24 protein-coding genes are annotated in these 26705 nt (G+C 68.7%); 8 read left to right on the plus strand and 16 right to left on the minus strand.

Annotated features, from left to right (window positions below):
• Positions 1–9: 9 nt before the first annotated feature.
• The 5 genes from B0293_RS33855 to B0293_RS33875 all read right to left on the minus strand — a co-directional run bounded on the left by B0293_RS33855 (position 10) and on the right by B0293_RS33875 (position 6639).
• Complete coding sequence (locus tag B0293_RS33855; protein WP_052014463.1) at positions 10–1026, minus strand: ABC transporter permease; 1017 nt, start codon at positions 1024–1026, stop codon at positions 10–12.
• Positions 1023–2525 carry a sugar ABC transporter ATP-binding protein gene (locus tag B0293_RS33860; RefSeq protein ID WP_005157778.1) on the minus strand — a complete coding sequence of 501 codons (1503 nt, stop codon included), beginning with the start codon at positions 2523–2525 and terminating at the stop codon, positions 1023–1025. The genes B0293_RS33855 and B0293_RS33860 overlap by 4 nt, the downstream gene beginning before the upstream one ends.
• Positions 2522–3742, minus strand: a complete 1221-nt coding sequence (locus B0293_RS33865; protein ID WP_005157777.1) for an ROK family protein — start codon at positions 3740–3742, stop codon at positions 2522–2524. The genes B0293_RS33860 and B0293_RS33865 overlap by 4 nt, the downstream gene beginning before the upstream one ends.
• Before the next feature lie 260 nt (positions 3743–4002).
• The gene (locus tag B0293_RS33870) at positions 4003–5205 is read right to left on the minus strand and encodes an ROK family transcriptional regulator (protein ID WP_039918080.1); all 1203 of its coding nucleotides are present in this window, start codon (positions 5203–5205) and stop codon (positions 4003–4005) included.
• 114 nt (positions 5206–5319) lie between these two features.
• Positions 5320–6639, minus strand: a complete 1320-nt coding sequence (locus B0293_RS33875; RefSeq protein WP_005157761.1) for a DHA2 family efflux MFS transporter permease subunit — start codon at positions 6637–6639, stop codon at positions 5320–5322.
• Between the two features lie 140 nt (positions 6640–6779).
• Here B0293_RS33875 and B0293_RS33880 point away from each other — a divergent pair, with 140 nt between their 5' ends.
• Positions 6780–7358 carry a TetR/AcrR family transcriptional regulator C-terminal domain-containing protein gene (locus tag B0293_RS33880; protein ID WP_005157759.1) on the plus strand — a complete coding sequence of 193 codons (579 nt, stop codon included), beginning with the start codon at positions 6780–6782 and terminating at the stop codon, positions 7356–7358.
• 4 nt (positions 7359–7362) lie between these two features.
• Positions 7363–8148, plus strand: a complete 786-nt coding sequence (locus tag B0293_RS33885; RefSeq protein WP_005157755.1) for an isocitrate lyase/PEP mutase family protein — start codon at positions 7363–7365, stop codon at positions 8146–8148.
• Between the two features lie 234 nt (positions 8149–8382).
• On the opposite strand, the gene B0293_RS33890 is transcribed toward B0293_RS33885, so the two are convergent.
• Complete coding sequence (locus B0293_RS33890; RefSeq protein WP_005157753.1) at positions 8383–9045, minus strand: response regulator; 663 nt, start codon at positions 9043–9045, stop codon at positions 8383–8385.
• The gene (locus B0293_RS33895; protein ID WP_039918075.1) at positions 9042–10589 is read right to left on the minus strand and encodes a sensor histidine kinase; all 1548 of its coding nucleotides are present in this window, start codon (positions 10587–10589) and stop codon (positions 9042–9044) included. The genes B0293_RS33890 and B0293_RS33895 overlap by 4 nt, the downstream gene beginning before the upstream one ends.
• Before the next feature lie 132 nt (positions 10590–10721).
• Here B0293_RS33895 and B0293_RS33900 point away from each other — a divergent pair, with 132 nt between their 5' ends.
• The 4 genes from B0293_RS33900 to B0293_RS33915 all read left to right on the plus strand — a co-directional run bounded on the left by B0293_RS33900 (position 10722) and on the right by B0293_RS33915 (position 15408).
• Positions 10722–11690 carry a Bug family tripartite tricarboxylate transporter substrate binding protein gene (locus B0293_RS33900; RefSeq protein ID WP_077241457.1) on the plus strand — a complete coding sequence of 323 codons (969 nt, stop codon included), beginning with the start codon at positions 10722–10724 and terminating at the stop codon, positions 11688–11690.
• Positions 11687–12184: a tripartite tricarboxylate transporter TctB family protein gene (locus B0293_RS33905; RefSeq protein ID WP_005157742.1), complete on the plus strand. Its 498-nt coding sequence runs from the start codon at positions 11687–11689 to the stop codon at positions 12182–12184. The genes B0293_RS33900 and B0293_RS33905 overlap by 4 nt, the downstream gene beginning before the upstream one ends.
• Positions 12184–13701 carry a tripartite tricarboxylate transporter permease gene (locus B0293_RS33910; RefSeq protein ID WP_005157738.1) on the plus strand — a complete coding sequence of 506 codons (1518 nt, stop codon included), beginning with the start codon at positions 12184–12186 and terminating at the stop codon, positions 13699–13701. The genes B0293_RS33905 and B0293_RS33910 overlap by 1 nt, the downstream gene beginning before the upstream one ends.
• A gap of 264 nt (positions 13702–13965) precedes the next feature.
• Positions 13966–15408 (plus strand): DUF1996 domain-containing protein, encoded by a 1443-nt coding sequence (locus B0293_RS33915; RefSeq protein ID WP_005157736.1) that lies wholly within the window; start codon positions 13966–13968, stop codon positions 15406–15408.
• 159 nt (positions 15409–15567) lie between these two features.
• On the opposite strand, the gene B0293_RS33920 is transcribed toward B0293_RS33915, so the two are convergent.
• The 6 genes from B0293_RS33920 to B0293_RS33945 all read right to left on the minus strand — a co-directional run bounded on the left by B0293_RS33920 (position 15568) and on the right by B0293_RS33945 (position 22463).
• Positions 15568–16257, minus strand: coding sequence for a hypothetical protein (locus tag B0293_RS33920; protein WP_005157735.1), 690 nt, complete (start codon positions 16255–16257; stop codon positions 15568–15570).
• Positions 16258–16378: 121 nt separating this feature from the next.
• Complete coding sequence (locus B0293_RS33925) at positions 16379–17080, minus strand: Crp/Fnr family transcriptional regulator (protein WP_005157733.1); 702 nt, start codon at positions 17078–17080, stop codon at positions 16379–16381.
• 29 nt (positions 17081–17109) lie between these two features.
• A complete protein-coding gene (locus B0293_RS33930) occupies positions 17110–17475 on the minus strand; it encodes a hypothetical protein (protein ID WP_029715552.1) in 366 nt (121 codons plus the stop codon).
• Between the two features lie 50 nt (positions 17476–17525).
• Positions 17526–18035 carry a hypothetical protein gene (locus B0293_RS33935; protein ID WP_005157729.1) on the minus strand — a complete coding sequence of 170 codons (510 nt, stop codon included), beginning with the start codon at positions 18033–18035 and terminating at the stop codon, positions 17526–17528.
• Between the two features lies 1 nt (position 18036).
• Positions 18037–19797 carry a vWA domain-containing protein gene (locus B0293_RS33940; protein WP_005157726.1) on the minus strand — a complete coding sequence of 587 codons (1761 nt, stop codon included), beginning with the start codon at positions 19795–19797 and terminating at the stop codon, positions 18037–18039.
• Positions 19798–19832: 35 nt separating this feature from the next.
• Positions 19833–22463 (minus strand): P-loop NTPase fold protein, encoded by a 2631-nt coding sequence (locus B0293_RS33945; protein ID WP_005157724.1) that lies wholly within the window; start codon positions 22461–22463, stop codon positions 19833–19835.
• Between the two features lie 193 nt (positions 22464–22656).
• Here B0293_RS33945 and B0293_RS33950 point away from each other — a divergent pair, with 193 nt between their 5' ends.
• Positions 22657–23208 (plus strand): snapalysin family zinc-dependent metalloprotease, encoded by a 552-nt coding sequence (locus B0293_RS33950; RefSeq protein WP_005157721.1) that lies wholly within the window; start codon positions 22657–22659, stop codon positions 23206–23208.
• A gap of 57 nt (positions 23209–23265) precedes the next feature.
• On the opposite strand, the gene B0293_RS33955 is transcribed toward B0293_RS33950, so the two are convergent.
• Positions 23266–23442: a ferredoxin gene (locus B0293_RS33955; protein ID WP_077241460.1), complete on the minus strand. Its 177-nt coding sequence runs from the start codon at positions 23440–23442 to the stop codon at positions 23266–23268.
• A gap of 5 nt (positions 23443–23447) precedes the next feature.
• On the minus strand, positions 23448–24650 hold the full coding sequence (locus B0293_RS33960) for a cytochrome P450 (RefSeq protein WP_005157708.1): 1203 nt from the start codon (positions 24648–24650) through the stop codon (positions 23448–23450).
• 184 nt (positions 24651–24834) lie between these two features.
• Between B0293_RS33960 and B0293_RS33965 the strand changes: the two genes are divergently transcribed.
• A complete protein-coding gene (locus tag B0293_RS33965) occupies positions 24835–25773 on the plus strand; it encodes a GbsR/MarR family transcriptional regulator (RefSeq protein WP_005157706.1) in 939 nt (312 codons plus the stop codon).
• A gap of 318 nt (positions 25774–26091) precedes the next feature.
• On the opposite strand, the gene B0293_RS33970 is transcribed toward B0293_RS33965, so the two are convergent.
• Positions 26092–26705, minus strand: a 614-nt coding sequence (locus B0293_RS33970) for an HNH endonuclease signature motif containing protein (RefSeq protein WP_245820135.1), incomplete at its 5' end; no start/stop codon positions are given.

Consider the following 26705-nt stretch of genomic DNA (forward strand, 5'->3'; position numbering starts at 1 on the left):
GGGTGACCACTAAGTACTCGACTTGGTTTTCTTCACGGAGCGGAACTGGAGCAGCGCGGCCAGCACGATGATCACGCCCTTGGCGATGTTCTGGATGTCGGTGTCCAGGTTGTTGAGCGTGAAGATGTTGGACAGCACGGTGAAGATCAGCACGCCGATCAGGGTGCCGATCAGCGAGCCGCGGCCACCGGTGAGCAGGGTGCCGCCGATGACGACCGCCGCGATGGCGTCGAGTTCGTAGAGCAGGCCGTTGGTCGAGGCGCCCGCGGTGGTGCGGGCGACGACCATCAGCGCGGCGATGCCGCAGCACAGGCCGGCGACGCCGTAGACGAGTGCGGTGTGCCGCTTGACGTTGATGCCCGCCAGACGCGACGCCTCGGCGTTGCCGCCGACGGCGAAGGTGCGGCGGCCGAACGTGGTGCGGTTCAGCACCACCCAGCCGACGGCGAACACCAGGGCGAACATCCAGATCAGCACCGGGATGCCGAGCAGGTCACCGCGGAAGAACTCGAGGAAACCCGCGTTCGAGACCACCTGGGTGCGGCGGCCGCTGATGCGTTCCGCGAGGCCGCGCGCGGCGACCAGCATCGCCAAGGTCGCGATGAACGGCACGACTTTCCCGTAGGAGATCAGGATCCCGTTGACCAGGCCGCAGCCGAGGCCGACCAGGAGTCCACAAAGGACCATCACGACCGGGCCGTAGGCCTGGGTGGCCAGAGTGGTCAGCCAGACACTGGACAGCGCCAGGATCGACCCGACCGAGAGATCGATGCCGCCGGCGATGATCACGAACGTCATCCCGACACTGACCACGCCGATGGCCGCGGCCAGCCGGAGGATGGTCGAGATGTTCCCCTCGGTGAGGAACTGGTCCGGCCGGGTCACCGTCCCGACGACGCACAGGATCACCAGCACGCCGAGCAGCCCGATCAGCCGGGTGTCGAGCGCGAAGTTGGATCGCTTTTCTTTGGGTGGCAAGGGTTCCACGGCGCTCCCCGTACGCACCGATTCGGCTTGGTCGGTCACGCCGCACTCCCCTCGAGAATCACGTCGAGCACATCCGCCTCTGTCAGCTCCGCAGACGGCTTTTCAGCCAGGACACGTCCTTCACGCAGCACCAGCACCCGGTCGGACAGTCCGAGTACTTCGGGGATCTCGCTGCTGACCAGCACGATCGCGACCCCGGTCGCGGCCAGTTCCTCGATCAGCCGGTACAGCTCGGCCCGCGCGCCGACGTCGACCCCGCGGGTCGGCTCGTCCAGCAGCAGGACCCGGCAGCCGCGGACCAGCCAGCGGGCGAGCACCGCCTTCTGCTGGTTGCCGCCGGACAGCGTGCGGATGACGCGGTGCGGGTCGGCGGGCCGGAGATCGAGGCGCCGCAGGCTTTCCCCGGCGTCGTCGAGTTCCTTGCCCCGCTCGGTGAACCCGAACGTCGCGTACTTGCTCAGGCTCGCCAGGGTCACGTTGTGCACGACGGGCAGGTCCAGCAGGAGCCCCTGGCTCTTGCGTTCCTCCGGCGCCAGGCCGATCCCGGCCTTGACCGCCGCGGACACGCTGCCCGGCCGCACCGGTTCGCCGTCGACCGACACCGAACCCGCGTCCTGCTTGCGGGCGCCGAAGATCGTCTCCAGCAGTTCGCTGCGTCCCGAGCCGACGAGGCCCGCGATCCCGACGACCTCACCGGCGTGCACGGTGAAGTTCACGTTCTCGAACTCGCCGACGGTGGTCAGGTTCTCCACCTTGAGGACCTCGGTGGTGGTGTCCACGTGTTCCTGGTGACGCGGGCCGAACACGGTCTCGACCTTGCGGCCCGCCATCAGCGCGACGAGGTCGGAGGTAGGCGTCTCCTTGGCGTCGAGGCCGGTGGAGACGGTCTTGCCGTCCTTGAGCACGGTGACGCGGTGCCCGATCCGGCGCAGTTCTTCGAGCCGGTGGGAGATGTAGATGATCGCGACACCCTCGGCGGTGAGTTCACCGACGATGCGGAACAGGTTGTCGACCTCTTCCCCCGCCAGCGCCGCGGTGGGCTCGTCCATCACCAGCAGCTTCGCGTCGTACGCGAGCGCCCGCGCCATCGAGACCAGTTGCTGTCCGGCCGCGGACAGCTTGCCGACCTCGGTCGACGGCGTGATCTCCGGATGCCCGAGCCGGGCCATCAGCTTGGCCGCCTTGCCGCGGGACTCGCTGATCCGCGTGAACCCGAACCTCGCGCGCTCGCGGCCGAGGAAGATGTTGTCCGCCACGGAAAGCCCGGGCACCAGGTCGAGTTCCTGGTACATGGTCGCGATGCCGATCTTCAGCGCGGCGACCGGCGACGGCAGCGTGACCGGCTCGCCCTGCCAGAAGATCTCGCCGCCGTCGGGACGGTGTGCCCCGGCGAGCGTCTTGATCAGCGTGGACTTGCCCGCGCCGTTCTGGCCGAGCAGACAGTGCACCTCGCCGGGTTCGACGTCGAAGTCGACTCCGTCGAGCGCGCGCACCCCCGGGAACGTCTTCACGATCCCCCGGACGGATAGCAGGGTCATGCCGGAGCCTCCTGGGTGACGAACGGGACAAGCGTCGGATCAGCGAAAAGCCGTTCGGTGGCGAGGTGTGCGGCGCCGCGCAACGGGGCGGTGGTGCCCAGCGGTGACGGCTCGACGCGACAGGCGGGCTCGTGCCCGAGCGGACGCGCGGACAGTTCGCGGCGCACCGGCTCGACCAGCCATTCGCCCAGTTCGGCGAAGTAGCCGCCGAGCACGACGACGTCCGGGTCGAGGACGTCGACCACAGTGGACACCGCGATGCCGAGCGCGACCCCGAGTTCCGAGACCGCGCCGACCGCGCGCTGGTCACCGCGCCGCACGCGGTGCTTGAGCAGCCCGACCCGGCCGTCGACGCCGAGCGCGGGATCGTGCAGCGGGTCGCCGGGCGAGGCCGCGCCACGCAGGACGGCGTTGAGCCCGGCCTTGGTCTCCAGGCAGCCGACCCGGCCGCAGTGGCACTGCTCGCCCGACGGGTCGACGGCGATGTGCCCGACCTCGCCGGCGAAACCCCTGGCACCGCGCAGGATCGCGCCGCCGGACACGAGTCCGCCGCCGACGCCCGTCCCGCCGCTGAGGTAGAAGAGCTCCCGCACGCCGCGGCCGACCCCGGCGACGGCCTCGCCGACCGCGCCGAGGTTGGCCTCGTTGTCGACCGTGATGGCGTCGGCCGACAGGCCGAGGCGGGCGGCGAGGAGGTCGGCGATCTCGGCGTCGCGCCAGCGCAGAGTCGGCGCGAACCGCAGCACGGCGGCGACCGAATCGACCAGCCCGGGAACGGACACCGTGACCCCGACCGGCCGCTCGTCGCCCAGCACCTGCCCGGCGAGGAAGGCGAGTTCGTCCATGCTCCGGTGCAGGCCGAGCGCGGCGACGTCGGCGGTCTCGGTGCGTTCGGCGATCACGCTGCCGTCGAGATTCGTGACGACGGCGGCGAAACGGTCGGCCTCGACACTGAGCGCGAGCCCGTGGGCGCTGGCACCGTTCAGCTCGACCAGCTGGCTGGGCCTGCCGTTGCCGCCGCCTTGGAGTCCGGCGGAGCGGACGAGGCCGCGCTCGGTCAGCTCGGTGATCAACCCGGAGACGGCCGCCTTCGTGAGCCCGCAGCGCGCCGCGAGCTGGGTACGCGAGAGCGGCCCCGCCCGCAACGCCCGCAAGAGCGCGGCGAGGTTCGCAGTGCGTGGGCTGACCGGGTCGAGCTGCCCGGGTTCCGTCACCACCACACATCCCTCACTTACGAATCGGCCGTAACAAACTTTGTTACTTAGCCAGCGAAAGTAGGGTGGTGCGTGTCACCCGTCAAGGTGACAACAGGACAGAAATGTCGACCAAAGCCCGCCATCACCCGAATAGCCGTCCGGATCGACACAGACTTTCGTACTTTTCAAGCAAAAGTCTGTACGATCTTGACGTTACTAATCGGAATCGCGTGGATGCCCAACGTGCCGCCGGGCGGTCGTCGAGCAGGTCGAGCCCGCGGTCAGCTGCTCAGCGTGAAGGCCCGATCCGTGGCGGACCAGGCGGCCCCGATGACGCCGGCGGTGTCGCCCAGCTCGGAGAGCACGATCGGCAGGTTCCCGGTCGCGAGCGGCAGCGACCGCCGGTAGACGGAGCTGCGGATTTCGGCGAGCAGCTGATGCCCGAGCTGCGCGACACCGCCGCCGATCACCACCATGCCCGGGTTCACGAAACTCACCAGCGAGGCGACCACCTGCCCGAGCCGCCGTCCGCCGTCGCGGATCAGGTTGACCGCGCCGAAGTCGCCCGACGCCGCCGCGCGGCCGACGTCCTGGGCGGTGATCGCGCCGCGGGCCGCGACGACGTCGGCGAGGTAGGTCGACCGGCCGCTGCGGGCCAGCGTCAGACCGTCACGGGCCAGCGCGGCGCCGCCGAAGTACGCCTCGAGGCAGCCGGTCTCACCGCAGGCGCAGGTCGGCCCGTAGTCGTCGAGGCGGATGTGCCCGATGTCGCCCGCGGTGCCCGCGACGCCGCGGTACACCTTGCCGCCCAGCACGATCCCGCAGCCGATACCGGTACCGATCTTGACGAACACCAGGTCGTCGATCGAGCGGGCGACCCCGGCGTGCCGTTCCCCGAGCGCCATCGAGTTCACGTCGTTGTCGACGGTGATCGGGCAGCGCAGCAGCCCGCCGAGATGGTCGCGCACGGAGAACCGGTCCCAGCCGGGCATTATCGGCGGCGCGACCGCCATGCCTTCGGCGAAACTCACCGGCCCCGGGAGGCCGATCCCGGCGGCGATCAGCTTGCCCGGCGCGTCTTCGCGGATCTTCTCCGCGAGGGCGGTCACGCGTTTGAGGACGGCGTGCGGCCCCTGCCGGACGTCGCAGTCCTCGACGGTGTGCACCAGCACCTCGCACGAGGCGTCGGTGAGGGCGACCCCGACCGACGTCGCGCCGACGTCGACGGAGAGCACGCGCAGGTCTCCCGCCAGCCGCACCAGCGTGGACCGCCTGCCGCCCCGGCTCGCCGACGGGCCCGCGGTTTCGACGAGGCCGACCTCGGCGAGGCGCGCGACCTCGGCGCCCACCCGGGCACGCGGCAACTCCAGCCGCTCCCCCAGCTCGACCCGGGACATCGGTCCCTCGTCGCGCAGCAGGGTGAGCAACTGGGTCTGGTGCCGGGTTTCGACCATCGGATGCTCCGTGGTGGGTGCCGTGCTCATTCCCCCGAGCCTACGGCGTTGCCCACCGAGTGTCCCGAATGCCACGGCGGAGACTCGCCAACGGGATTCGAAACCTGCCCGAACCCCCGGGCGGGAACAAACCCACCGGACCCATCAGTCCACTGTGGACGATTCGGCGCGGACGAGGAGCCAGGAGGGGATCAGCACGATCGCGGTGATCCCGGTGATCCACCAGTGCGTGCCCGCGACGGCCGCCGCGGCCCCCGGAGCGGCGGCGAGCCGCGCGGAGACGATCACGGTCAGGATCGACGTCCCGAACGATCCGCCGATCCGTTGCAGCATGGCGAAGAGCGGCATCGCGTGGGAAATTCTCGCTTTGGCCACCGACCTCAGTCCGGCGGCGAGCGCCGGAGTGGTGGTCAGCCCGATGCCGCAGCCGCGCACGAACTGCACGGCAGACAACCACCAGTAGTCGTCGGACCCGGTGAGCAGCGCGAGCGGCACCGTCCCGACGATCGTGACGATCAGCCCGGCGAAGATCACCCGCGCGCCGCCGATCCGGTCGGTCAGCCTGCCCGCGAGCGGCAGCGCCAGCACCGTGCCGAGTGCCAGTGGCGCGGTCAGGAACCCGGTGGCGACGAGGCTTTCGTGCCGGACGTCGAGGTAGTACAGCGGCAGGACGATCATCGCGCCGAACAGCGCGACCCCCATCCCGAAGATGACGGCGGCCGCCGAGGAGAACGCGCGGTCGCGGAACAGCCGGAGATCGAGCAGTGGCGCGGGCGACCGCAGCGCGCCGACCGCGAAGACGACGAGCAGGATCGCGCCGGCGACCGCCGCGATCGGGGCGGCTTCGGCGAAGCCGTACACGAGCAACGGCAGACCGGTCACGGTGAGGAGCACGCCGCGCCGGTCCAGCGGCTGGGGGTCGGCGGCACTTTCTCGCGGCAGCCACTTCAGGCCCAGCAGCAGGCTGAGCACCGACAGCGGCACGTTCACCAGGAACAGCCACGGCACGCCGAACCGCTCGGTGAGCACGCTGCCGCAGAGGGTCCCGAGCACCGGCGCGAGGTAGATGGGGATGCTCAGCACGGCCATCATCCGGCCGAGCCGCTTCGGTCCCGCCGTCGTCGCGAACAGGATCTGTCCGGCCGGGACCAGCAGTCCGCCCGCGGCGCCTTGCAGGACACGGAAAACGATCAGCGTCTCGATCGACGTCGCCGTCGCGCAGAGCGCGGAGAGCGACGCGAACAGGCCGACGCACACCAGCCAGAGCCTGGTCGTCCCGAAGCGGCGGCTCGCCCACCCGCTCACCGGCACCATCGCGGCGAGCGCGAGCAGATAGCCGGTCGCGATCCACTGAGCGGTACCGAGCGATGCCCGGAATCCGGCGGCGATCGTGCCGAGCGCGACGTTGACGACGGTCGAGGTGAACATCGACAGGAATCCGCCGATCGTCAAGATCGACGCCATCCCCCACAAAGCCGGGGTTATGCGTGTGTCGTCGGCACTTCCGATCATCCTACCTGCCAATCTTATCACCGTTAAGAACTTAACAGTGATAAGATCAACCCGAGTTGTCAAGTCCGATGGGGACGGGCGAAGGTGTGCCCATGGTCGTGAGACGGGATGGCTATGTTCGAGCCGCGCTCGAACTCCTCGACGAGGTCGGGCTCGACGGATTGAGCCTGCGCAAGCTCGGGGAAAAGCTCGGTGTGCGGGGTCCCGCGCTCTACACGCACTTCAAGAGCAAGCAGGCGTTGCTCGATCAGATGGCCGAAACGATGCTGGACGATCAGCTCGCCCCGCTGGACGATCCCACCGCGATGGCCGACTGGGCCGAGTGGCTGGCCCGGCGCGCCCGCACCATCCGCCGCACGCTGCTGTCCTACCGGGACGGCGCCCGCCTGCACGCGGGCACCCGCCCGACCGAGCGGGCGGCGATGACGCCGCTGATCAAACCGTTGCTGGCGGCAGGTTTCGACGAGGAGGACGCGACGTACGCGATCCTCGCCATCAGCCGGTACACCCTCGGCTGCGCGATCGACGAACAGCAGCACGTCGAGAGCGATCGTGCCGAGGATCCGGCCGCTTCCTTCGAGTACGGCCTCGCCCGCCTGATCGCCGGGCTCCGCGCCGACGTCGATGTCGCAAACCCGCCAGACCTGAATGTCGCAAACCTGCTGGACTGACGCCATGACAAGCGAGAAAGCCCGGCTTTTCCGTTCCCTGCACGTCCCGTCGAGCCCGCTGGTGCTGGCCAACGCGTGGGACGTCGCGAGCGCCCGGATCGTCGAAGACGCGGGCGCCGCGGCGATCGCGACCACCAGCGCCGGGGTGGCGTGGAGCCTCGGCACGCCCGACGGCGACCTGATCGGCCGTGACCTCGCGGTGGACCTGATCGCCAGGATCGCCCGTGTGACAACGGTTCCGGTGACCGCCGACATCGAAGGCGGCCACGCGGACACGCCCGGCGGCGTCACCGAAACCGTCGCCGCGGTGGTCGCCGCGGGCGCGGTCGGGATCAACATCGAAGACGGCCCGCGGCCGCCCGAAGAGGTGATCCCGCGGATCGCGGCGGCCCGCGCGGCGAGCGACGAGGTGTTCGTCAACGCCCGGATCGACACCTTCCTCCGCGGGCTCGGCGGCGTGCCGGAGACGCTGGAGCGCGCGGCCGCCTACCTGGCCGCGGGCGCCGACGGCATCTTCGTACCCGGCGCCGTCGATCCCTCCGTGATCACCGCGCTCGTCGAGGGCATCGACGCGCCGGTGAACGTGATGGCCCATCCGGGCGCGCCGAGCGTCAAGGAACTGGCCGGGCTCGGGGTCGCGCGGGTGAGCGTCGGTTCCGGGATCAGCCAGTCCGCGTACGCCCTCGTGCGGGAAAGCGCGCGGGAACTCTTCTCGACCGGCACGTACTCGCGCTTGGAGGAGTCCTTCGACTACGGCGCCCTGAACGCCCTCCTGACCCCACGCGTTTAGTCCTCTGAATGCGGTGGTGGGCGGTCGGTCCAGCGGGCCGTGAGTGGCAAGTTCCGCGACGTTGAAGGTTGCGAAAGTGGCTTTCGCAACGCTTCGGGGACTCCGCCGCCCACGAGGACGGATGACCCGGGGTGAAGGGGACTTTCCGCTCGTGCGACGAGGGGAAAGTCCCCTTCACCACGCTGATCGCCACCGAACACCGGTCCGTGAAGGCCTCCTTGCGGTGGGGGGGTGTCAGGACCAGAGGTAGCGTCGTTCGGGCCGCCCCGTACCGCCGTACTTCAGGGTCACCTCGGCCTTCCCGGTCGCCACGAAATGTTCCAGGTACCGGCGCGCGCTCACCCGGGCGACGCCGGTCGCCTCGGCGCATTCGCTCGCGGACATCCCGCCGGACGCGCCGCGCAGCGCGGTTTCCACCAGCCGCGCGGTCTGGACGGTGAGTCCCTTGGGCAGCACGGGTTTCGCGCTCGGCCGCGAGCCGAAGACCTGGTCGACGTCGGCCTGCCCGGCCTCGGCCAGCCGGTCCAGCCGCTGGTGCAGCGACGCGAAATGGGTGAGCTGATCGCGCAGCGACGCGTACTCGAACGGCTTGATCAGATAGTGCAGGACCCCGCCCCGCATCGCCTGCCGCACGGTTTCGACGTCGGTCGCGGCGGTGATCAGGATGACGTCGACGTCTTCGGTGGCGCGCAGTTCCCGCAGCACGGAAAGCCCGTCGACATCCGGGAGATAGACGTCCAGCAGCACCAGGTCCGGCTTCAGCTCCCGCGCCAGGCGGATCGCCTCGGCGCCGGTGTGCGCGACGCCGACGACGGCGAAGCCCTCCGTGCGCGCGACGTATCCACTGTGGACTTTCGCGACCATGAAATCGTCGTCGACCACGAGTACCCGGATCATCGCGGCAACCTCGCCGTGAACACCGCGCCGCCGGAGTTGTGCACCTCGACCGAACCGCCCCGCCGGACGCACGCCTGCCGGATCAGCGCGAGCCCGAGTCCGCGCTGGCCGTGTGCGGCGGCCTTCGTGGTGAAGCCGTGCTCGAACACTTCCTCCGCGATCTCCGGCGCGACACCCGGCCCGGAATCACGGACCTCCACCCGCACTTCGCTCTCCTCCTGCCACACGCCGACCTCGATCCAGCCCTGCTCGCCGCCCTGTTTGGTCGACCCCAGCGCGTCGAGGGCGTTGTCGACGAGATTTCCCAGCACCGTCACCAAATCCGTGGAAAGCCCGTCCTCGACGCGGTCCAGTTCGCTGTCCGGGGCCATCCTCAAGCCGACCCCGCGTTCGGCCGCGAGCGACGCCTTCGCGATCAGCAGTGCCGCCACCGCCGGGTCGCCGACGCGGGAGCCGACCTCCGCGCGCCACTCCCCCTGCGCCGAGCTGATCCGGCTGACGTAACCGCGGACCTCTTCGTACTCCCCGAGTTCCAGCAGCCCGGAGATGGTGTGCAGCCGGTTGCTGAACTCGTGCGCCTGCGCCCGCAAGGTGTCGGTGGCGTGCCTGCTGGCGTCGAGTTCGTCCCGCAGGGTCATCAGATCGGTGCGGTCCCGCAGGGTGACGACGGCGCCCCGCAGGTCGATCGGCATCCGGTTCAGCGTCAGCACCTTCCCTTGCCGCAGCACGATCTGGTCGGCGCCGGTCGCGCGGCCGGTGAGCAGATCGCGGATCCGCTCGTTGAGGTCGAGGTCCTCGACCGACCGGCCGACGGCGTCGTCGGGCAGGGCCAGCAGTTCGCGGGCGTGGTCGTTCACCAGGGTGATCCGGTGCTGCGGGTCCAGGCCGACGACGCCCTCCTTGATGCCGTGCAGGAGCGCCTCCCGGTTCTCCACCAGTGCGGTGATCTCGTGCGGCTCCAGGCCGAGCGTCTGGTTCTTCACCCGGCGCGCCAGCAGCAGCGAACCGCTCACCCCGATCACCAGCGCGACCCCCAGCACCCGCAGGGCGTTGTCCGGCGAGTCGAGGAAACCGGCGAAGAACCCGGGCGACTTCGAGCCGGCCGCGACCATGCGGACCACCGTGCCGCCCTTGTCGTCGAGCACCGGGACGTGCGCGACGATCGAACCGTCGAGCTCACCGACCCACGACCGTCCGGAAAGGACGGTGCTGTCGCCGATGTCGAGCGTGCTCCGGAGCTGATCCGGATACGGCGAAGCGAGCACATAGCGCTGGGAGTCCGCGATGACGACGAAGTCCACCCCGGAGAGGCTTCGCGCGGTCTCCGCGGGCGCGGTGAGCTCGAACGGTCCTTTTTCGAGATCGCCCACGATGTCCTGCGCGGCGACACTCTCCGCGACCGAGAGCACCCGGCGCCCCTCGGTGGTGCGGAAGTTGTTCCCCGCCTGAGTGACGGCCAGGACGCCCACCGCGCACAGTAGGCAGGTGACGACTACCAGTTGCCACGCGAGCAGCTGACGGGCCAAGGAACCCCGAGCACCCATCGCCACCTCCGCGTGACCAAAACGACCACAACAACCATTGGGCCCGCAAGCGGGACATCTCTGTTTACACGAGTGCAACATGTCCAACCACGCGGCAGAGAGGCGGGGATCACAGTGAAGCCCAGTAGCTGGTTGGCCATCGCGGCGGCGCTCGTCGCCGTCTTGCTGGTGCCACCGTTGCTCACACCGGGCAGCGAGGCCGACGAGGGCTCGCAGATCCGGTCGATGCGGGTGCTCGTGCCCAACGCGCCCGGGGGCGGTTACGACATCACGGCCCGCACGGCGACCAAGGCGATGGAGGACGCCGACCTGCTCGGCAACGCGGAGGTGTTCAACCTCCCCGGCGCCGGCGGCACGGTCGGCCTCGGCCGCACGGTGGCCGAACGCGGCAACGGCAAACTCGTCATGTCGATGGGCCTCGGTGTCGTCGGCAGCGTGTTCACGAACAAGTCGCCGTCTTCGCTGCTCGACACCACGCCGGTGGCGAAGCTGATCGAAGAGTCGGACATCGTCGTGGTCGGCAAGGACTCGCCGTACAAGACGATCGGCCAGCTCATCGCGGCCTGGAAGGCCGATCCGGGCGCGGTCCAGGTCGGCGGCGGTTCGTCGCCCGGCGGCCCGGACCATCTGGCGCCGATGCTCATGGCGAAGGCGGTCGGGCTCGCCCCCAAGGCGGTCAACTACGTCCAGTTCGACGGCGGTGGCGAACTGCTCGCGTCGGTCCTCGGCGGCAAGGTCGCCTTCGGTGTCTCGGGCGTCGGCGAGTACCGCGACCAGATCGCGGCCGGCACGCTCCGGGTGCTGGCGGTGACCAGCGAGAAGCGGATCCCCGGGATCGACGCGCCGACGCTGTCGGAGTCCGGGGTGGACGTCAAGTTCACCAACTGGCGCGGCATCGTCGCGCCGCCCGGCATCACCGACTCGGACCGGGCGAAGCTGGTCAGCCTGTTCGATCGGCTGCAGAAGACGCCGCAGTGGCAGGAAGCCTTGCAGCGCAACGGATGGACCGGGGCGTTCGCTCCCGGGGAGCAGTTCGGTTCGTTTCTCAAAGAGGAGAACACGCGAGTGGCAACGGTGCTGAAAGAGCTGGGTCTGGCATGACGACCACGTGGCTGAAGGAGCGCTCCGAACTCGGGGTGAGCGTGGGACTCCTGGCGCTCGGCGTGCTGGTGCTCACCGACGCGCTGAGCATTCCCACCGACTTCGCCCAGCGCGGGCCGGTGGGACCGAAGGCGGTGCCGATCCTGGTCGGTTCCCTGCTGCTGCTCGTCGCCGTGCTGCTGGCGCGCGACGTGCTGCGCGGCGGCAAGGGCGAGGCCGAGGGCGGCGAGGACGTCGACCTCAGCGAGCCCGCCGACCTGCGCACGGTCCTGTTGCTGTGCGGCGCGTTCCTCGCCAACGCGGCGCTGATCGGCCTGGTCGGGTTCCCGATCTCGGGCGCGATCCTGTTCTGGGGCGCGGCGTACGCGCTCGGCAGCCGCAACCTGGTGCGTGACCCGCTGATCGCGGCGGGCATGTCCGTCGTGACCTTCCTGGTCTTCAACAACCTGCTCGGTGTCCCGCTCCCCGGTGGCCCGTTGATGGAGGTGTTCTGATGTTCCAGCAACTCATCGACGGCTTCGGTACCGCGCTGACCCCGACCCATATCGCGATGGCGGCGATCGGGGTCCTGCTCGGCACCGCGATCGGCGTGCTGCCGGGCATCGGCCCGGCCATGGCGGTGGCGCTGCTGCTCCCGGTGACCTACGGGCTGGAGCCCACCGGCGCGTTCATCATGTTCGCCGGCATCTACTACGGCGGGATGTTCGGCGGCTCGACGACGTCGATCCTGCTGAACACGCCGGGGGAGAGCGCGGCGGTGGTCGCGGCCATCGACGGAAACCCGATGGCCCGCAAGGGTCGTGGCGCGCAAGCGCTTGCGGCGGCCGCGATCGGGCATTTCGTCGGCGGCATCCTCGGCACGATCGCGCTGGTCGTGCTGGCCCCGGTGATCGCGAAGCACGCCGTCGACATCGGCGCGCCGGACCTGTTCGCGATCATGGTGCTGGCGTTCATCGCGGTCACCTCGGTGCTCGGCAGTTCCCGGATCCGCGGCGTGGCGTCACTGCTGATCGGCCTCACCATCGGCCTGGTCGGCCTCGACGAGATGACCGGCCAGCAGCGGCTGACCTTCGGCTCACTGCACCTGGCCGACGGCATCGACGTGGTCATCGTGGCGGTCGCGCTGTTCGCGGTCGGCGAGTCGCTGTGGGTCGCCGCACACCTGCGGCGCAACGCGTTCAAGCCGATCCCGGTCGGCAGGCCGTGGCTCTCCCGCGCCGATCTGAAGCGGACCTGGAAGCCGTGGCTGCGCGGGCCGCTCATCGGGTTCCCGTTCGGCGCGGTGCCCGCCGGTGGCGCCGAGATCCCGACATTCCTCTCGTACGTCACGGAAAAGCGGCTCTCGAAGCACAAGGACGAGTTCGGCAAGGGTGCCATCGAAGGCGTCGCCGGTCCGGAAGCGACGGCGTCGGCCTCCGCCGCCGGGACGCTGGTCTCGATGCTGACGCTCGGCCTGCCGACCACCGCGGTCGCGGCCGTGATGCTCGCGGCGTTCCAGCAGTACGGCATCCAGCCGGGACCGCTGCTGTTCGAGCGGGAGTCGTCGCTGGTGTGGGGCCTGATCGCCTCGCTGTTCGTCGGCCTGACGCTGCTGCTGGTGCTGAACCTGCCGCTGGCGCCGCTGTGGGCGAAGCTGCTGCGGATCCCGCGGCCGTACCTCTACGCGGGCATCCTGTTCTTCGCCAGCGTCGGCGCGTACGCGGTCAACGCGGACATCTTCGACCTGCTGGTGATGTTCGTGATCGGCCTGATCGGGTTCGCGATGCGCCGCTACGGACTGCCGGTGCTGCCGGCGATCATCGGCGTGATCCTCGGCCCGGCCGCCGAACAGCAGATGCGGCGCGCGCTGCAACTGAGCGACGGCAGCCTGACCGGATTGTTCAACACCCCGTTCGCGATCGTGGTCTACGTGATCATCCTGGTGATCCTGTTCTTCCCGTTGATCAAGCGCTTCCTGCCTGCCCGTCCCACCGCCTCCGAGGCGGAGCCCAAGGACAAGGTGGACGCCTGACCAGTGGGAATCCGGCCCGGCCTCGACTGCCCCGAGGCCGGGCCTTTTCTCTCTTCGGAAGGAGAACACACCTCCACCGAAGATAACGAAAAGATAACGGCGAGATCGCTTTTTGAACCGACCTTCGTTCGGAGCCGTTTCAGCCAACACGGAGTCAGTGACACCGGCGCTGCCGGCGCCGCCTCCCCCGGACTCCGGGCAACGACACCGAACGAGGTGAACAAGTTCATGCCCCGTAACCAAAGAACCGCCGGACGCCACCGCATGGCACGCCGGACCAAGGTCGCGACGGGAGCCATCGCGCTCTCCCTCGCCGTCGGCGGGATCGTCGTGGTCAACACGACGGGAACCCCCGACGCGGCCAGGGCCGACGGCGCGGACAAGTCGTTCTTCATCGACATCAAGAAGGTTCCCCGCGGCAACAACGTCAACCTCGACCTCGCGAAACGAGGCGCCCGAGGGACGTTCACCGTGGACTGCGGCCGCAACGAGAACGGCCACTTCAACGGCGACAACTTCATCGCCCAGCCCGGCGTCCGCAATGGAGCCGAGCACCTCCACGACTACGTCGGGAACCTCTCGACCAACGCGGATTCGAACAACAAGAGCCTGCTGCGCGCGGGCACCACCTGCAAGAACGGCGACAAGTCGGCCTACTTCTGGCCGGTCATCCGGATCAACACCGAGGAAGAGGAAGAGAACGAGGCGGCGAACGAGGAGAAGCTCGCCGCCGACCGCGTGGACGCGGCCAAGGACGAGGCAGGCGCCCAGGTCGACTGCCCCGACGTCGCCAGCGAACTCAGTGAACTCAGCGAGGTCCCCGACCAGGCCGCGCCCGCGGTCGACGAGAGCCTCGACAAACTCGACCAGGATTCCGACAACGCGAACAACCAGCTGGCGCAAGGAAAACAAGCCGCTCAAGTGCTCGACGAGCTGAAGAACAAGCGGAAGCCGTCGATCAAGAAGATCAGCGACACCATGCGGCAGGCGGGCAAACAGGTCGCGAAGAACGAAGACCAGCTCGCCGCCTGCGCGGTGAAGCAGAACGGCGAGGGCGGCCTCGACAACGGCGGCGACAACAGCAACGTCAACGCCGCGGGTGACGCCGAGAAGAAGAAGTCCGACGGCAAGGCGGCCGACCTGCCCGGCGTCGACGGCAACAACGAGATCGGGAACAACGAGGGCGAGATCCAGCGCCCCCAGAAGGTCGATCTGACCTTCACCAGCGGCGGTGCCCGGCGCGTCGTCGCGATGCCGAAGTTCCTGCGCGTGCTCTACGGCGACGCCAAGCAGAGCACCAACGGTCCGGCCAACGCCCGGCCCAGCTGGACCTGCTCCGGCTTCGAGGACCGGCTCACCGAGCTGTACCCGATCTGCCCGCAGGGCAGCAAGGTCACCCGGATCCACTCGTTCCCGAACTGCTGGGACGGGAAGAACACCGACAGCGCCAACCACCGCACGCACATCGTGTTCTCCGACCGCAACGGGAACTGCCCGCGCGGCTTCAAGAACGTGCCACAGCTGCGGATCACGCTGGTGTACGACATCCCGCCGGACGTCCAGGCGGCCGGGCAGTACGCGGTCGACGCGTTCGCGCAGGAGAAACACAACCCGCGCTCCGACCATGACGACTTCGCGAACGTCATGTCGCAGCGGCTGATGAACCAGCTGGTGAAGTGCGTCAACAGCGGTAAGCGCTGCCGGTAGCAGGCGGAAGCGTTGTGTGGGGGCGCGGTGGGGATGACCCGCGCCCCCACCCCCACGCCGGGGGTCCGATCTCTGGCCCGGCGTAGGGGTACCGGGCCAGAGACCGGCGAGCGATACGGTTTTCCCTCCCTGGAAACCGGACCGCCCGGTCCTTGGGGGTCAGGCCGTCGTCGACAACCGGCTCACCCGGTCGAACACGAGCGGCACCGCGACGGCGGGGTTCAGCTCGGCGAGGACCGCTTCGGCGTCCAGGCCCGGCAAGTGGATCCACGCGCTGTCCGCGAAGTCCGGGGTCGTGACGCTGATCCGGGCGCAGCGCGCGGGCGGGACCAGCGCGACCCCGAACGGCTCGACCACGTTGCGCCACACGGATTGCGAGACGATCATCCCGGCGCCGAACTTGTCGCCCGTCGGATCGGAACGGCACCAGTAGCCGACGGCGTCGTTGAAGGTCGACGCGCACAGCAACCGGGTCAGCGTGATGTACGTGCGGTGGTACCGGTGGTTGTCCGCCATCGGTCCCATGTGGACCGCCACCCGCGCCCGCATCGGGACGCGGGCGTAGCGGTTGCGGGTCCGGAGCAGATGGTCCAGGTGGAACACGACCTCGCAGAGCTGCCCGACGGCGTGGTCCGGATAAGCGACCATCAGCCCGTCCCCGGTCTCCCGGAAGTGACGCGCTTCCCCCGGAGCGAGTCCCACCGCGTTGAAGGAGCGGGAAACCAGCGTTTCCATCTCACTCTTCATCGGGTCCAGCAGGTCGTCACTGGCCTTGGACGAACCGACGATGTCGACGGAAAGCACGGCGTGGGTGTGCGCGTTGTATTGGCCTGAGGTCAGCACCTGCATCTCTGCGACCCCTCCCCTGATCGGTGAAAACTGGCGGCAGGAAGCAGTGTTCCCACTCCTCACCGGAAGTTCTGTTCGGAACCGAACAAAACCTGACCCCGCGCTGGTCAACGCCAGTGAGCTAAGTCACACCTTTTTCCGTGATCACCCGCAGTGCCTCGCGATCGACAACGGTGATCGCACGGCGCGAACTGGCCACAACTCCCGCCTTCCGGAGCTTGTCCAGCGCCTGGGCGACCATGGTCCGCCCCATCGGGATGAACTGCGCGAGTTCGTCCTGGCTCAACGGGATCCCGATCCGCCAGCCGGCGGGTGTCCGGATGCCACAGACGTCGACGAGGTAGTCCAGCCGGGTCGCGACCCTGGCCACCGCCTGCGGTTTCCAGGACTGCGTCCGCTGCCGCTGGGCGAGCACGAACCGGCGGGCGACACTGACGAGCACCTCCCGCATCGCCGCCGGATGGTCCAGCAGGAACCGGTTGAACTCGCTCGCCGCGATCCGCCGGACGTGGACCTCCTCGATGGCGACGACGTCGGCCATCCGGATACCGCCCGCGATCACCGCGATCTCACCGTGCAGATCGCCGGGCACGCCGACGTCGAGGATGACCGTCGCGCCCATCCGGTCGGCGCTGGTCACCTTCACATAACCGTGCCGCAGCAGCATGACGAAGTCGCCGGGTTCGCCCGCCCGCATCAGTGCCTGTCTGCTGTCGTAGGTCTGCGGGGTACCCATCTCCAGCAAGCGGGCACGGACGGGTTCGTCCAGCCGCTCCAGGAACGGACGTTCTCTCTCTTCGGCGCCCTCCGGGCCCAAACCCACGAAACACCCTCCCAGGCAGTCGTGAACACCTATCGCGGAGAGTAACCGAATCGGCCACCCGATCCGGCGGCGGAACCGTCGTGGGTGGTGAAGATGCCCAGCCGGACCAGTTCCAATCTGATCCACTCGGCCAACCGGTGCAACGGTCCGTCTTCGGCCTCGACGAAATAGCTGTCCACGATCTGGTGTCGCCTATCGGCGTGCTTCGCCGCATAGAGCAGCGCTGACCGTACCTCCGACACCTTCAGCGGAGCGACCTTGATTCCTGGAGCAGGCCGCACGGTGCTTTTGGCGGCCATCACCGCCAGCACGGCTTCCTCCAGGCTGAACCGGTGCTCCACCGGCACGACCACATGTTCCACGCCCTCGACAACCCGGCGCCCGATCAACGGCATACTGTCAGATCAGCATGACGCACGGCCGTAGTCTGTTCGGCACCGAACACTCACCCCGGTTCGACCGCCCCGATGGCGTCTTCGAGCGTTTCCCTGTACACCCTCATTCGCTGGACGAGCATCACCTGATCCGGATTCGCGTCCCGCGCGTGTCGTTCCAGCTTCTCGGTGGTCTGCTTCACCGTCACCTGCAGTTCGACGACCTCGGGCGCGGTCCGGCCCCGAAGATTTTCGAGTCTCGTCACCGCGTTCCGGAGCACCCCCGAAAGCTCACTTTCGCCCGGCTGCAGCGTTTCGATGGCCGTCAGCGCACGCCCGAGCAGGCTGTAGTGGTCGTAGCCGTCGGGTTCCGGCGCACGCTTTTCCCTGACCGGCCTCGGCCGCCTGCCGTTCAGCACGAAGAACGCGGTCTGGGCCGGGATCAGTACGGCGAGAGCGGCGGCGCCGCCGAAAAGCCAGGCCTGCGGATGCGGGTAGGTCACCGCGCGGCCGATCAGCCCGGCGATCAGGCTGAGCACCACGGCGACGACGTGGAACGGGCGGTTGTCGTACTCGGCCATGTCAGAAGTTGCTGAAGACGTTGACGAACATCTTGTCGATGCCCTGCGGGTCGACGGCCTGGTAGCCACGGGCCTTGGACTTCCGCGCGATCTCGTCGAGGACGCGGCCGTCCGCCTGCGCGCCGTAGGCCATGGTGAAGATCCGGACGGAGTTGTCGAGCCGCTCGGCGTCGACGGCCTGGAGCATCTGCTCCTTGCTGACCCCGGCCTCGGTGTTCTCACCGTCGGTCAGGAAGACGACGGCGTTGATGAGGTTCGGGTCGAACTCGCGCCGCATCTTGTCGTTGGCGTCCACGACGGTCTTGTACAGCGCGGTATCCCCTTTCGGGGTCAGGTTGTCGACCAGGTCGATCATCGGGCCGCGCACGTTCTTCACCTTGCCGATCGGCATCTTCTCCACCGGTCCGTCCGTCGAGAACGTCCACAGCCCGACCTCGTCCTCGGGATGCAGGTACTCGAGTTGTTTCTTGATCGCGGGTTTCAGCAGGTCGATCCGGCGCTCGGAGTACGGCTTGTCCTTGCGGTTCTTGTCGAACGGTTCGTTCATCGAGCCGGAAAGATCCAGTACCAGCAGGATCCGGCCACGCCGTTGCGTGTACTCCCAGCCGTCCAGCATCTGCTGGATCTGCTCTCCGGTCGGGACACCGATCTTCGGGGTCTCCCGGGTCTGCTGGGTGCGCACGACCTTGGCCAGGTCCGGGTTCCCGTTCCCATCGGGGTCACGGAACCCCAGGTCCCGGAAGCGGTTCTGCTGGTCCGGTTCCCGCAGGAAGTCGTAGAAATCCTTCGCCGCCGCCTGCTGCTCCGGCGACGCTTTCGCGGTGATCAGGAAGGGATGGTCGATCAGCATCGTCCCTTCCTTCGGGTGCACGGCGACCAGCGGGCGGACCGGCGCGACGGGGTTCCCGTTCAGCTGCGCGGGATCCCCGGTCGGCACGCCGCGGTTGTACAGGTAGACCATCTGCTCCTGCATCGCCATCGCGCTGATGTAGGGCGTGGGCTTCTTGCGGTCCTCTTCGTACAGTGTCTTCAGGAAGGCCACCGAATCGTCGCTGTAGTAGGCGACCGACGCCTCGATGCCGCGGACGAACCGGACGGCGTCCGGCGTCCCGATCTTGGCGTAGTCCCCGCCCGTCGCGGCGAAGTAGGTCGCGATGGTGGCGGCGAGCCCGGACGTCGACCGCCGCGGGTTGTCCTTGCCCAGCGTGAAGTTCCCCCACTGGGCGTTCGCCGCGCCTTTCGAGGCCCAGCCGCCGTTCTGGTTCACCTCCAGCACGTCACCCCAGCCGATGTCCTTGCCAGGCCAGCCCATCGCGGCGGCCATCGGTTCCGGCATCGCCATCACCATCGGGCTGGTCGCGAGCGAGGTCTTCGGCCCGGTCCTGATCCGGTCGCCCTTCCCGCGCTGGCTCAGCAGATCCAGCCAGAGCGACGAACTCGGCAGCCAGACCTGCGGTTCGAGCTGGTGCCCGTCGAGGTCGTTCCAGCCGTCGGCGATGAGGTCGAGCGCGGCGCCCGAGGTCTTCTTGAACGCCTCGACCTTCGCGCACCGGCCGCCGTCGAACGTCCGGCCGGTGTCGTTGTATCGCGCGGCCAGTTCGGCGATCAGGTCGCCCTTCTCCGTGGAGGAACTGGTGATCAGCCGGACGCAGTCGGTCCTCGCGGCGTTCGAAGGCGCGGTGACCGTGGTCGAGAGCAGCACGATCACGAGCGTCCCGACGAGCGCGCCGAAGACGAGCGAAAGCCAGCCTGATCTCCGCATGCGCGCCCCCTCGACGTCGTAAGGGGCAAGTGTAGCTACGACGTGGTTCCCGGTTCTGTTTCCTCCGCCACCAGATCGTAGGTTTCGAAACTGAAGCGGGCCAAGGTACCCACCCAATTCCGATAGACCGATAGATCATCGAAGGATTCGGCGTCTAGCCGCCATTCAGGTGGAAAGGCCTCCCGCACCGGCTCGCCGCCGGAAAGCGCGATGAAGGTGGACCGCGCGGAGTCCGGATCGGCGACCAGGAGTGTCAGCAGGACGAGCACCGCCCGGTACGGGCCGCCGACGAAGCGCGCCAGATCCGCGTCGGGAATGCCGATGCGCACAAGCCGGTACAGATTGACCAGCTTCCGGATCTCGCGCGGTGTGTTCAGCCTTTTCCGCAGCACGTGGACGAAATCGCGTTCGACCTCGGTGAGCCGCAACCGATCCGGTCGCATGTTGTAGAACGTCGGCGGAGTCTTGTCCTCGATCAGGAGCTCCGCTTGCTCGCCGTTTTCGCCGGGTCCGGGGACGGCTTCGTCCTCATGCCACTCTTCGTCCCGGCGCGACGCCGGTTCCCGGCCTTCGATCGGCATCAGGACGTCGATCAGCTCGTCCGCCGCGGCTCCCAGGGGGCGCAAGGCGAACACGATCTGGAAGATCTTGTCGAGGTACTCGGCCCGCCCGGCTTCCCCGGCGCCGAACAGCTCTTCGTGGTGCTGGTCCAGGCATCGCCGCAGCCATCTCGGATCGACGGCCACCACCACGACGAACGCGGGCAGGGCCAGCAGCAGGTGCACCGCGGCGAGCACCTCGATCACCTTCGACGGCGGGCAGCGGTCGAGGTCGTCGATGTAGAGCACGATCCGTTCCAGCGGCGGCTCGCCCTTGGCGCCCGCCAGCAGCCATTCCTTCCGCGCGTCCACCAGATCGGCGCTGAGGTCCGCGAGATCCTCCCGGACACGGGCGAAAACCCCTTGGTAGTCCCCGTATCGGCCGGACTTCGCCTCCTCGATCAGATCGCCGAGCCGGGTGGCCGCGTCCAGCCGGCGGAGCCGTTCCTCGGTCTCCCGGACCTCGGTCTCGAACCGTTCGGCCCGTTTGCCGACGTCGCCCCGCAGTTTGTCCAATGTGGACTTCACCGGCGCGAGGGCGGCCTTGGCGGTGGTGAGCGCCGGGGTCAGCACGGCGCCGAGCGCGACGATGGCACCCGCCGCGGCGAGGATCGCGTTGTGCCACAAGGCCCAGCCGGTGATCGCCGCGACGAGACCGAGTACGCCGGAGATCGCGTAGCCCGCGACGGCCAGGCGCCGCCGCCGCCGTTCGGCCCGGTCCACGCCGGACACCAGGAGCCGCCAGCGCCAGGTGAGCGGGGACGCCGCTTTGACGGCCTTGAGTCCTGCCAGCCGGGTCCGCAGTTCCTCCCGTTCGTCACGGACCTCGCCGGCGTCCGCGTGCGTCCTCGGCGCGCCGAGGTTCCGGAACAGATGGTCCACCAGGCCGACCCACAGGTGGTCGTCGTGGTACTGCCAGGCGTTGAACCGGATCTGCCGGATCTCGCCGGTGAACACGCCGTTGGCGGCGTCGCCCCGGGACCGGCGGGCCAGTTCGGCCACGCGGTCGGTCACCTGCCGCACGAAACTGGACTTGCCGGAACCCCAGGGGCCCAGCAGCGCGACGCACAACGGCGGACTGGTCTCGCGGTCGGCGATGACCGCGGCGAGCGTGCGCACGTCGTCCTGGAAACCGATCAGGTCGACCGAGCTTTCGACGTCGGGGGTGATCCGCGGCCGTGCCCGTCCCGGTTTGGGCTCGACGAAACCGGTGCCGTCGATCTGGTTGCCGAAGCGGTCCCACACCCGGATCGTGCGGTCGTCCCCGACCGTGACGATCTTCTCGTTGCCCGCGGTGCAGGTGATCGCGCGGACGTTTCCCCGGTGTCCCTTGAGGAGGGTGTACGCGGCCGGGTCGTCGATCGCACGGACGCGGACCTCGCCGCCGGAACCGCCGGAGAACACCAGCCTGCCGTCCGGGCTGAAGGCCAGTGCCCGCACCACTCCGGTGTGGCCGGGGAAGACGAGCGCCGGGTCGCCTTTGCGCCCCCACAACCGGACGGTCTCGCCCTCACCGGACAGCACGCGCTCGCCGTCGGCCGAAACCGCGACCACGTGGACCGCGCCCGCACCGCCGAACCGGTAGTGGGAAACGACTTCCCGGTCCCACAGCCGCACGCCACCGGTGTCGTCGCCGGCGACGACGACCCGGCCGTCCGGGGTCACCGCGACCGATTCGACCTCCGGGCCACCGGTGCGCAACCCGCGTACGGTCACCCCGTCCAGCCGCCGGACCTCGACCACGCTGCCCGCGCCGGACACGGCGAAGTCGTCCGCCACCGCGACCGCGACGGTCCGCTTGGTGGTCTGAACCTCTGGGGGATGTGCCTCGTGACCGTCGAGCCGCCAGCGCCGTACCGTCGCCCCATCGCAACCGACCACGTACCGGCCCGAGATACCCACCGCGAGCACCGGCAGATCATGGCCGTTCAGCACGAACCGCTGCACTCCGGTCTCCAGGTCCCAGACCCGGACCGTCTTGTCCGCACCCCCGGTGACCAGCCGGTTTCCGTTCACCGCGACCGCGAGGATCGGTTCTTCGTGTCCGGTGAAACGCGCCGTCGTCATAACGGCACAGTCTTCCTGCCTCGTCAAGATCGTGGTTAACGACAGACGACTATCGGCGGGTACCCCGACAACCTTGACAGGTCCTAACATCACGCGGAGGCAACGGAGGATCACTCAGAGAATCCTTCAGCCAGAACCAAGAGTGTCGACACTGCTCCGAAATTCCAGCATGCCTTAACGCGAGGAGTTCAACGTGCTTCGACGTACCTTCGCCGCGGTGCTCACCGGCGCCGCGCTCTCCATCTCGGTGCTCTCGGCACCCTCCGCCGGTGCCGCCGAGATCATGGCGACCACCCTGACCTACGACGACAGCCAGGCCGCGGAGTTCAAGGACGCGGTGGCCGCCGGGATCAACGTCTGGAACACCAACGTCACCAACGTCCGTCTCGTGAAGGCGACGGCGGGGCAGCGGGTCAACATCCGGATCGTCGCCGACAACGGCTGGCCGCGCGCCACCCTCGGCCCCGTCCGCCCGAACGGCACGGTCACCGTCTGGTACGGCAGGCAGGCCGTTCAGCAGGGCTACAACAAGACCCGGATCGCCTCGCACGAACTGGGCCACAGCCTCGGCCTTCCCGACGTGAAGCCCGGGCCGTGCTCGTCCCTGATGTCCGGTTCGACCGGTGGCGTCAGCTGCGCCAACGTGAACCCGAACGCCCAGGAGAAGGCCCAAGTCCAGCGGAACTACGGCGGCACCGCCGTGCGGAACGCCGACTCGGGCAAGGTTCTCGCGGAAATCGGCTGATCCCACTGATCCCTGGCCAGGGGGTGCCCGCCCGGCACCCCCTGACCAGGGCGGTGGCTAGCTCGCCTTGATCGCCGCCGCCGGGCACACCTGCACGGCGTCGCCGACCTCGGCCGGTTCCGGATCCAGCAACCGGACCCGGCCGTCCTCTTCGTCCTGTCCGAACACCTCGGGCGCGGTCAGCACGCACATTCCGGCGCCCACACACCGTTCCCGGTCGACTTCGAGTCGCATCGCGATCAGTCCCACGCCACCGGGAGCGCGTACACCCCGTAGATGTCTGAATCCGTCCGCAGCGGGATCTCGTCGGCCGGGACGGCCAGGCGCAGCGTGGGGAACCTGTCGAGAAGCCCGGTGAACGCGACTTTCATCTGGACCCGCGCGAGCTGCTGGCCGAGGCACTGGTGGACCCCGTGCCCGAAGGACAGGTGCCCGGCGGTCTTCCGTCCGATGTCGAGCCGGTCGGGCTCGGGGAACTTCAGCGGGTCGCGGTTCGCGGCCAGTACCGAGATCGCGACCACCTCCCCCGCCTTGACGAGCTGCCCGCCGATCTCGACGTCCTCCAGCGCGGTGCGCGCGCCGGTGTGCGCGATCGCCAGGTAGCGCAGCAGTTCCTCGATCGCGCCTTCGATCCTCTCGGGATCCTCGCGCAGCAACGCCAGCTGGTCCGGGTGCCGCAGGAGCGCGAAGGTGCCCAGCCCCAGCATGTTGGCCGTGGTGTCCAAACCGGCCCCCAACAACAGGAACGCGATGCTGGTGAGTTCCTCCTCGGTGAGTTCGGTGGCGGCGAGGTCACCGAGGATGTCGTCGGTCGGCTCGGCCCGCTTGGCCACGACGAGCTTGTAGAGGTACTCCCCCAGCGCGTTCATGGCCGCTTCCTGTTCCTCGAGCGGGGAGTCCGGCAGGTTCAGCGGCATGACGTTGCGGCGGAAGAACTCGTGGTCTTCGTAGGGGACGCCGAGCAGCTCGCAGATCATCAGCGCCGGAATGGGCTGGGCGAAGGCCGTCACCAGATCGGCGGTCTTGCCCTGCCGCTCCATCGCGTCGAGGTACTCGGCCACCACCTGCTCGACCCGTTCGGTGAGCTGCCGCATCCGGCGGACGGTGAACTTGCCGGTGAGCAGCTTGCGGTAGCGGCCGTGTTCCGGGTCGTCCATCTTGATGAACATCCCCGGCGGCGCGGGCGGCGGCTGCACCATCGCAGCCGGTCCCGGCAGCGGCGAGTGCATCAGCTCCTGCCGCGCGCTGAACCGCGGATCCGCGGCGATGTCGCGGACGAGCGCGTGCCCCGTCGCGAGCCAGCCTTCGTGGCCACCCGGGAACGTCAGCCGGACGAGCGGGTGCTCGTCGCGCATCGGGCCGAGTTCGGCGGGCGGGTCGAACGGACAGCCTCGCGGCCGTTCGAGGGGAATCTCGGTGAGATGAGGTACCGAGGTGGTCATGGCTGTTCCTCCCAGTTTTCAGCTATGACCAAAGGCTACGTTGCATTCATGGATCGCCCAAAGTTTGAGACTGGCCTTTTCTGCGTTATAGCTGGTAGATTTCCGGAAATCGTTGCAACGATCTTGTCGATGAATGCAACATTTCGTTGCAATGATCTGCGAGTGAACGCACAGGAGGTGGCCCATGCCGGGCGGCAGGCTGACGCAGGAAGACCGCCGGCTGATCGCGGCCTGGCTCAAGGACGGTCTCGGGTACGCCGAAATCGCCCGGCGGCTCGGGCGCCCGACGTCGACGATCAGCCGCGAGGTCGCGCGCAACAGTGGTCACTCCGGTTACCGCGCCGAAGAAGCGAGCCGGGTGACCGGGGAACGGGCGCGACGCCGTAAACCACGACCACGGGCCATCCCCGTCGTCGAGAGCGGGTACGGGCGGGACCCCGAGGCCGTGCGCACCTTCGAAACCGACTTCGCCGAGATGATGGTGGCCACCGGACTGCCCCGCATGACCGCGCGGGTCCTCTCCTGCCTGGCCGTCAGCGACAACGGCGTCCTCAACGCCGCCGAACTCGCCCGGCGGCTCCAGGTCAGCCCCGCCTCGATCTCGAACGCCGTCGGCTACCTCGAAATGCAGGCGATGCTCCGCCGGGAACGGGACGGACGGCGGGAGCAGTACGTCATCGACGAGGAGATGCCGCAGCGCGTGTGGGCGGAGAGCATCCGGGCGAACCAGGAATGGGTCAGGATCGCCCGCCAGGGCGCCGACGTCCTCGGCGTCGCGACGCCCGCGGGCGCCCGCATGGACGACCTCTCCCGGTTCCACGCACGCATCAACGAAGTCATGCTGGACAGCCGCGTGGCCGTCTACGCCAGCGACGCCCTTACGGCGCTCGCCGCACTGCTGCACGCCGGACGCGCGCTTTCCGCGCCGGCGCTCGCGTCCGCTCTGGGGTGGACGGTGGAGCGGGTCTTGGGGGCTTTGCGGGTCGTGGAGGAGCATCCGCACATCGCCGGTCCGGTGACGGTGGTTCGTGCCGCTTCCGGTGGTTCCGGTGGTTCTGGGTATCGGGCGGTTCCGTTGGTGGAACGGCTTACCGCGGCTCAGGTGGCGGCTTTGGAGTCGTGAACGCGGTGGCCGTTTCTCGGCAAATGCGGTGGCCATGCTCGCGTGATCGGCTCGTTGCCGTTTTCCGGCGACGGCGCTCAGAACGGCCGGGCAGCGGGCACGACTGCTGAACGGCTGTGACGACGACCGCCACCTCAAATCGAGGATCCAAGTCGGGGCCGGCTCACAGAAACGCGTCGCCGTTATCCGGCAACATAGCGCAGCGGCAATCGCCTGCCGTCGGCACCGATTGCCGATCATTGCCGTCTTCCGGCAACGGTACTCAGCGTGGCCGGGCAGCGGGCGCATCAAAGCGTCGCCGTTTTCCGGCGACGGGGTTCAGAACGGTGGCGGTTCCTCCTCGATGCTTCGTGGCCGGGGTTGGTGGAGCGGCGGTGGGGTGCTGTTGTAGGTCTGGCCGGTGGGGGTGGTGATGGTGAGGGTGCCGTCGGACGCGAGCCGGTAGGTCCAGCCGGGTTCGTCTTTGAGCCGGTGGTCTCGTCGGCAGAGGGCGACGAGGTCGTCGGCGTTGGTGTGGCCACCGTGTTGCCAGGGCAGCGAATGGTCGAGGTCGCAGGCTTGCGCGACACGATGACAGCCGGGTCTTCGGCATTCGCGGTCCCGCACCCGGACGAACTCGCCGAGACCCGCGGTGGGGCGGTATCTTTCGCGGCCGAGGTCGAGGACTTGTCCGGAGAGCGGGTCGGTGATGATCCGGCGCAGCACCGTGTTCGGGCCGGTGGCGATGTGCCGGGCGAGGGCGGCGGGGAGGTGGCCGTGTCCGGCTAGTTCGGCGGGGTTGTTGTTGAGGCCGAGGTAGGTGTCGAGGTCCATGTACAGGAACACTTCGGTGCGTTCGCTCGTGCCACCGGTGCCGCCGAGCAGCAGGTCGAGCGCGACGTCGGCGCGGAGCTGGTCGAGGGTGCGGGTCTCGTCTCTGGTTTTGAGTGTTC

Origin of the sequence: Amycolatopsis azurea DSM 43854 (assembly GCF_001995215.1) — a bacterium.
Taxonomy (GTDB): domain Bacteria; phylum Actinomycetota; class Actinomycetes; order Mycobacteriales; family Pseudonocardiaceae; genus Amycolatopsis; species Amycolatopsis azurea.